We start from the raw sequence: 6,825 nt of genomic DNA on the forward strand, positions 1-6,825 counted from the left end.
CGGCACAAGGTCCACCCCTCGACCGCAGCTGCAGGTTTCCGCCCGGGGCAATCGGCGTCGCCACCACGCAGCCCCGGCCAACAGGCAGCGCCCTATGCCACCCGCCCGCTCGCTCCGGACGGCGAGGGTATGGCCGCAAGCACGGCCACCAGCAGGTGCCAGGCGCGGGCGACGCTGTCAATCTCGACGCGCTCGCCTGGCGCATGGGCGCCGCGGATATCGGGACCGAATGAGATCATGTCCATGTCCGGCCAGGTCGCACCGAGAATCCCACACTCCAGTCCGGCATGAATCACCTTCACGGCCGCCTCACCGCCAAACTCGCGCCGATAGACCGACTGGAACAAGGCCAGCAAGCCCGAATCCGGATTCGGCGCCCAACCCGGATAATGCCCCGTCGCCTGTGCCTCGAACCCGGCCAGCGCGAACAGGCTGATGATCTCGCCTGCCAGATTGCGCGTCCCCGAATCCAGCAGCGAACGCACCATCAATGTCGCCTGCAACCGATCGGGGCTCACATTTACCACCCCGAGATTGCAGGATGTCTCAACCACACCCGGAACCCGCGTGCTCATGCGCCGCACACCGTGAGGCGCGATACCCAATGCGGAAAGGATCCGACAGCAATCGTCATCCCCCAGCACCCGCTGCGGCGCGACCGTTTCGGGCACGACACGCAACCTGAAACCGTCGTCCACGCCGGCGAGTTCATCGCCAATCTCGGTCTCAACAGCCATCACCGCCTGCTGCAGCGCGGTCATGCAGTCATCCGAGGCCAGGATCAACGCCTGCGCCTCGCGTGGCAAGGCATTGCGCGCACTGCCTCCGTTCAGCGCTGCGAGATGGAACGACAGCCCTGCGGAGGACAGTCCCTCCAGGGTACGCAACAGCAGCTTGATCGCATTGCCACGCTGCAGATGGATGTCGACACCGGAATGCCCGCCCTTTAGCCCGTCGACCACGATGCGCAAAGCCTGCAATCCGGGCGGTGCGACGCAGGACTCCACTGCCGCGTCCACCACCACATCCGCCCCGCCCGCACAGCCGAGATAGAATTCGCCCCAGTCCTCGGTATCGATATTGATCAACAGCCGCCCCTGCAGTGCGTCTGCGCGCACGCCATGCGCGCCGCTCATGCCCGACTCCTCATCAACGGTCAGCAGCACCTCCAGCGCGGGATGCGCGATCTCGTCCGACTCCAGCACCGCGAGCGCAAGCGCCACCCCAATGCCGTTGTCCCCACCCAAGGTGGTGTCGTCCGCCACCAGCCAGCCATCGCGCAACTCGACCTTGACGGGATCGTGCAGAAAGTCATGCGTGCTGCCGGCGTTCTTCTGGCACACCATGTCCAGATGGCCCTGCAGCACCACCCCTGGCCGATCTTCGTAACCGGGCGTCGCCAACTTGGACAGCACGAGGTTGCCGATTTCGTCGATCACGACGCCCAGCCCCCGTCCCCGAGCCCATTCGCATATAGCTTCGCGCACGGCCCCCTCGTGGTGCGACGCGCGCGGAATCCGGCACAACATCGCGAAATGCCGCCACACAGCCTGCGGCTGCAGCTTGGTGAAGTCCATTCTCAATACCTTCTGTTTGCGCGGGTAACGCAATTTTCATAGTTGACCCCACCAAATCCTTTACGGGACGCCCAAACGCTGAAAATCAACTGCCCCCTCAGGCGTCCGAGTACTTGGTTCATCGTATTGTAGTCACCAGCCTGACAAGCAAAATATGCGTAGGCATTCAAGTTCCATGCAGCAGGATAGCGTTCGACCATATCCTCAAAACCCTGCTTCATGTCGGCCCAATGCGCATTGCTCTTCTCGAACAACTTGCCCTCGTACACCAGTTGATCGAGGTACCAGTAGACTCGGGCGTACATGGCCTGCCCCTGAGCCTTGCGCGTCGCGTTCGTGGCATCCTTTGCTAGCGTTTCAACCCGAGTGGTCGCGTTGTCAGCATGCGAATACAGGTTGCGGGCGGCGGCGAAATACAGTTCGGGGTAATTGATGTGCTCGTTCATCGCTTGCTGAACGACCCCCTCAATTTCGCCCGATACCGCATTCGTTTCCGACAGCAAGTTCACCATCGCCCGGTACCATTCGGGATCATTCTTGGCATCCTGGCGAATCATTTCCAGAAGGGTGATGGCTTGCTCGTTGGCCTGGATTGCCTCCAGCTTCAAATCCTCCTGACTTGAGAGCATCCGATTTCCACCCCTGCCAGCTTTTGCGGAAATATTGGCGAGAAATATCCGGGCGGCGACCGAAGCAGGTGCAGCCCGAGTCCAATCCTTGGCCATCTGAAATGCCGCCTTCTTTTGGGCGGCACTGGCATTTGGCGGCAGAAAAGCATTGAGCTGGTTGTAGAAAATAGCCAGTTTCGATGTTCCGGCCGGGGTACGCTCGTTCTTTTGCAGCAAAGACTGGTAGAGAGATTCCAGTTTCTCGTAGTCGGCATAGCGCACGGAATCCCATGCCTCCTTGGCCACCGCATTACGCGACAGCAATTCTTCATCCCGCGTTCCCTCAAGATTTTCCTGCCGAAAATGCTCGCGGCAACGCGCATGCAAAGTGGCATCCGCGCCCAGGCGAACGAGTTCCGCCTTGATTGTTTCGCTCCTCCGCGATGCAGCAACGGAATAAGCCGTCTCACACGGGAACCGCAAGGTATTGACTTCCGCTCCATAGGCCCGCAGCAAACGCATTGCCTCGGCAATTTTATTCTCGGTCCGTTGAATAGCCTCCAGCCTCTTTACATCTTCAGGCCATTCTCCAAGGTAGCCGCTTAGGTGTGCCAGCAGTTCCAGCGTTGTATTGTTGTCGATTTCCCGGATCTGGTTTGGATTCGCTCCTCGCTCCAGTAGCAGTTTCAACAGCGGTTGCTCCAAGCGGCCTGCTGCGCTCATTACGACGGGTGTTGCCTGTTGCGCGTTGACATCTGCGCCACGTTTCAAAAGCAGTTCAGCGATTGACAACTTGCCATCTCTGACGGCACGACCAAGCGGCGTTTCAAATAGTTTCGAATTGCGTGCCAGACTATCTTCCGGCGGATCGATCTTGGCACCTCTGGATAGGAGGTGGTCAATCATTTTCACATCGTCAGCGCTCACTGCTGCTTTAAGGGCTGCACTTTCCTTGGCATCGATTCTGGCGCCGCGCTGCAACAAGAGGTCTACCGCTGCTTTCTGTCCTGCGCCGGCGGCCACGGCAATAGCCGGTTCCGTAAAGTTATTTTTCGACTCAAACGGAACGCCTTGCTCCAATAGCTCCTGCATCCTTTCGAGATCGCCCTGACGTATAGCCTGATGAAAACGCTGTATTTGGTTCTGGTTGTTTAGCCTATCGATTTGTTTCCGATATTGCTCAGGGCTGACGCTTGCCTTAAGCAGGGCTCGCCCGAGGCGACCATCTCCTGGTTCTGAGCTGGCCTCGGGATCGAGGAGAGATTCAATTCGCTCGGTCATGGCAATCGGCCGTTGCAACGTTTTGCCGGCGTGATAGACACTTAGAAAGCCAAAATAGTTGTTTTGCATCAAGCCGCTGACATTACCTTTGGTGTGAGGGGGCTGCTTTAACGGTTGTATCGGCAACGGGGGAAAAGCCATGATCTCCTGGATCAGCGTGGCGACCCGTTCGCGCTCAAGCGGCGTGCATGGACGGCTACTGAACTTGGGATGAAACACACAAAGCTGGGCACCCGAACGTGTCTTGATGAACCACGTAGCGAGCGGGTCGCCGGTATGGTGGTCGGGTTCTTCCACAAGGACGGAATCTTCAATTTCCTCGCCCTGATAGCTGGCCAGCCTTTCGTGAATCAAGCGCTTGGGGTAACGATCTGGCCAAGTCCGCATCAACTCGTTGGCCGCCATAGGATTGGCCTTCAACGCCGTCTGGTAACTCAAATCCCAGCCCAAATCCACAGCAGATCGAGAAGCATTAATCAGGAGCATGCCCAGTAGCAAGACAAATAATTGCCGCAGCCAGATCTGCCATGACCGGTACAAAGAAGGAAACACCATTTCATTTTGCTGGCGAGTGCCGCACAGTGATCTGAAATATGTCTTGGTCTGTCCCCGTTTACACATACTCAAGCCCATCCCATTCCACAGAATTCATAACGCATGATTCGAACGCATTGTCTCGACGCCCCTGACGAAGCTGCTGACTCTGGCGAAGCCTTGCCAGAGCGTTTTGACTTCGGGGTCACCATCGCCTTTTCGGGCAAGGAATCCGCCGAGCATGGCGATGCGGCGGATGACTTCACGCAGGGTGGGTGTTCTCTTGGGTGACTCCTTCTAAACCAGCGGCCAGGCAGCTTACCTTTCAACTTGGTCAAACACTTCGCTGGCGGGCAGTTCAGAATGGACGCGCCCCAACCGTACCAAGTAGGCCAGTCGCCAGGCGACGACCGGATAGATTCCCAGGGCCAGTTCGAGTCTCTTGACATGCTCCAGTTGCGGCGCCTCGACGCGGCAGCCGTTCTTGCGCACATGCAGCGTCTGGCGCACTTGTCGTGAGGGCTGCTTGGCACGCGCGGGCAGGATGAATTCGATTTCGCCCAAGGGCGGCGCAGCAGCGTCGCCGGCCACAGTTTGCCGCCCTGTAGCAGACAGCGGTTGTGTTGGGCTCGCAACAAATAGTCCGCCGGATACGACAACGCGTGTGCGCGTTGCATCAATTCCAGGAAGTCGGCCTCGCAATCAGCGATATAGACCAGACGCGTGGCAGGCAGTTGCCCGGCCCGCTCTGCAAGCCGCTCGTAGCCCTCGATCCAGCGCTGACTCTTCGCGATGTCGAGCGGGCGCGCCCACATCCAGATGTCGAGAATCCCCAGCGGCAAGCGTTGCGGGCTCACCGCGTAGGTCGGATGCACGTACATCCCGCGTTGCGCTTCATAGGACAGGCGCCCCAACCCATCGATGGCCTGACCGCTGAAGTCAAGCTCAGTCGCGTCCTGCAGACACAGCACCACCGGATGCTCCGCCATCCGTGCCTCGGTGCGCGCCATGTGCGGCGCCAGCACAGACTCAAGCACAGGGTATACCAGCCTAAAGAAAAGGGTCATTCAGGGCGTGCCCCCGTCAGCAGTTAAATGACAAAAGAGTTGTGTGGGCTGGGATGCGCTCAACCCCGCTATTGCGCATCGTTGCAGGGCTGCCCTTCGATCAGCGGCCGTCCAAAGTAGTCCGTGCCGCCACATGGCGGGTACATTGATTTGTCGCGGCGGGGCGTATCGGGAACATCCATTTGGGGCACCTGAATAACGAAGTTCTTTCTGTTGTTCATGAACTTGATATTCTTCAGCTCGATCTTCGACCCAGGAAAACGGTAATTTCCCTCTCGTTCGTCAATCTCCGGCATGTCGGCCCGAGCAGGGTACCGGGGAGAGTCGCGAAATATCCCAACTGAAAAATCCTGCAATGTGCCGTTTCTGATCTCGATCGAAGAATATCTCGAGTCAATCAGGATCCCGAATCCGCCGGGATTCTTGAAGAAACGACCGCGTCCCAATGTGTGTCCTTGCAGGTCCAGTATCACGTTACTTGCAGAAATAGCGATCAACGAAAACTCCGCTCGGTGATCCGCAAATTCGATACGAGCATGGAGATCTTCGGTAAGGCAGTATCCCCCAGACTTGTGGATCTCGATTTTGGAGATTCCATCGGAAGCACCTGGCTTTACCAAAGTGCAGTCGTCTGTTGATCCAGCTTGACCAGATGCTGCATACGGCGTCGCTATGCTCAAAATTAGCGCAGCGGCTACCACTTTTTGTTTCAGTAAGTGCACGTCTCATTTCCGGAAATTTCGGTGTCGAGGATGGCTCCAGGGTACAGTGCGCGACCATCCTTCGTAACTCGACCCAAGTCATTGATGAGGAATGCGTTTCTCAGATACTTGATGCGACAAGCTAACCCTAAATATTTATCGTATCTTTCCGTAAGTCCTTCTAACCCCAGATTCTTGATCTTGCGTTGGAGCAAGACTATTTTCTCTTCTTCATTGACCTCTTGATTCCATCCGACCAAGAACCCTTCAATATCCGTGAACTGAATGGGGACCCCCTCCTTGTCCGTCGCCTCCCGGCCGAAATCCCTTTGAAACTGTTTAAACATCGTCCTTTCCATCTCCAGCGTGCGCTGTTCGTTGAGCTGCCAACGGCCGTGGTTGTAGGTCATGTCGGGATCGGTACCGTTGTACCAATGACCCGCGACGGCGCCATAGGGGTCGTTGTTTGCATCACGGTGGCCGAACACGTCGGCAAGGGCATGCAGGTACTCGCCGTAGAACTGACCCTTCATGCAAGGCCCATAGTCGTCACCGGCCTTGATTGCGTAATCGTGCAGAAGTCGAACCTGGGGATTGTTCCAGGCCTTCAGGCGCCGTAGTTGATATTCCGGACTGTAGGTGGACTCAAATATCGGCATTCCAATCTGCGTGTAGCCGACGATCTCCTCGTGGACGTCGTTCGCGCTGGCGGGAGGGTCGAAACCATCCTGGGTGAAGTGGTACTTCTGTCTCTGCTCGTAGGCCCAGCCCGCGCCCTTGAATGGCATGGCATCGGTGTATGGATTGACGTCATCGATGGTCTGTGCAGCCGTGGCGATCACCCAAGCCTGCCGCTGATCGATGCCGGCAACGAGCGCCAGGAAATAGGTCATGTAGTAATGCACGTCGATTGCATAGAGCCCCATCGGATCACCACGATTGACCGGATCGCCAGAGGCATACAGGTACGCATCGGGCCCATCGGGATAGCCCATCGGGTCCGGCTGGAGGTAACGCCCGGTGCGTGGGTCGTAGGTTCGATGCCAGTTGTCGTGCA

4 protein-coding genes and 1 pseudogene are annotated in these 6,825 nt (G+C 57.7%); all 5 read right to left on the bottom strand.

Features of this window, described 5'->3' with window-relative positions; genetic code table 11:
* Positions 1-92 precede the first annotated feature (92 nt).
* Positions 93-1,577: an aminoacyl-histidine dipeptidase gene (locus tag J5J83_RS08140; RefSeq protein ID WP_212347677.1), complete on the bottom strand. Its 1,485-nt coding sequence runs from the start codon at positions 1,575-1,577 to the stop codon at positions 93-95.
* Positions 1,578-1,579: 2 nt separating this feature from the next.
* On the bottom strand, positions 1,580-4,021 hold the full coding sequence (locus J5J83_RS08145; protein WP_212347681.1) for an ankyrin repeat domain-containing protein: 2,442 nt from the start codon (positions 4,019-4,021) through the stop codon (positions 1,580-1,582).
* A 93-nt stretch (positions 4,022-4,114) separates the two neighbouring features.
* Positions 4,115-5,031: pseudogene (locus J5J83_RS22915) on the bottom strand (IS4 family transposase); the annotation flags it as partial.
* Between the two features lie 104 nt (positions 5,032-5,135).
* A complete protein-coding gene (locus J5J83_RS08160; RefSeq protein ID WP_212347687.1) occupies positions 5,136-5,789 on the bottom strand; it encodes a hypothetical protein in 654 nt (217 codons plus the stop codon).
* Positions 5,777-6,825 (bottom strand): RHS repeat-associated core domain-containing protein (locus J5J83_RS08165; RefSeq protein ID WP_212347690.1); only part of this gene is annotated, 1,049 nt, incomplete at its 5' end. The genes J5J83_RS08165 and J5J83_RS08160, both read right to left, overlap by 13 nt.

This window comes from Azoarcus sp. L1K30 (assembly GCF_018122735.1).
Taxonomy (GTDB): Bacteria; Pseudomonadota; Gammaproteobacteria; order Burkholderiales; family Rhodocyclaceae; genus Parazoarcus.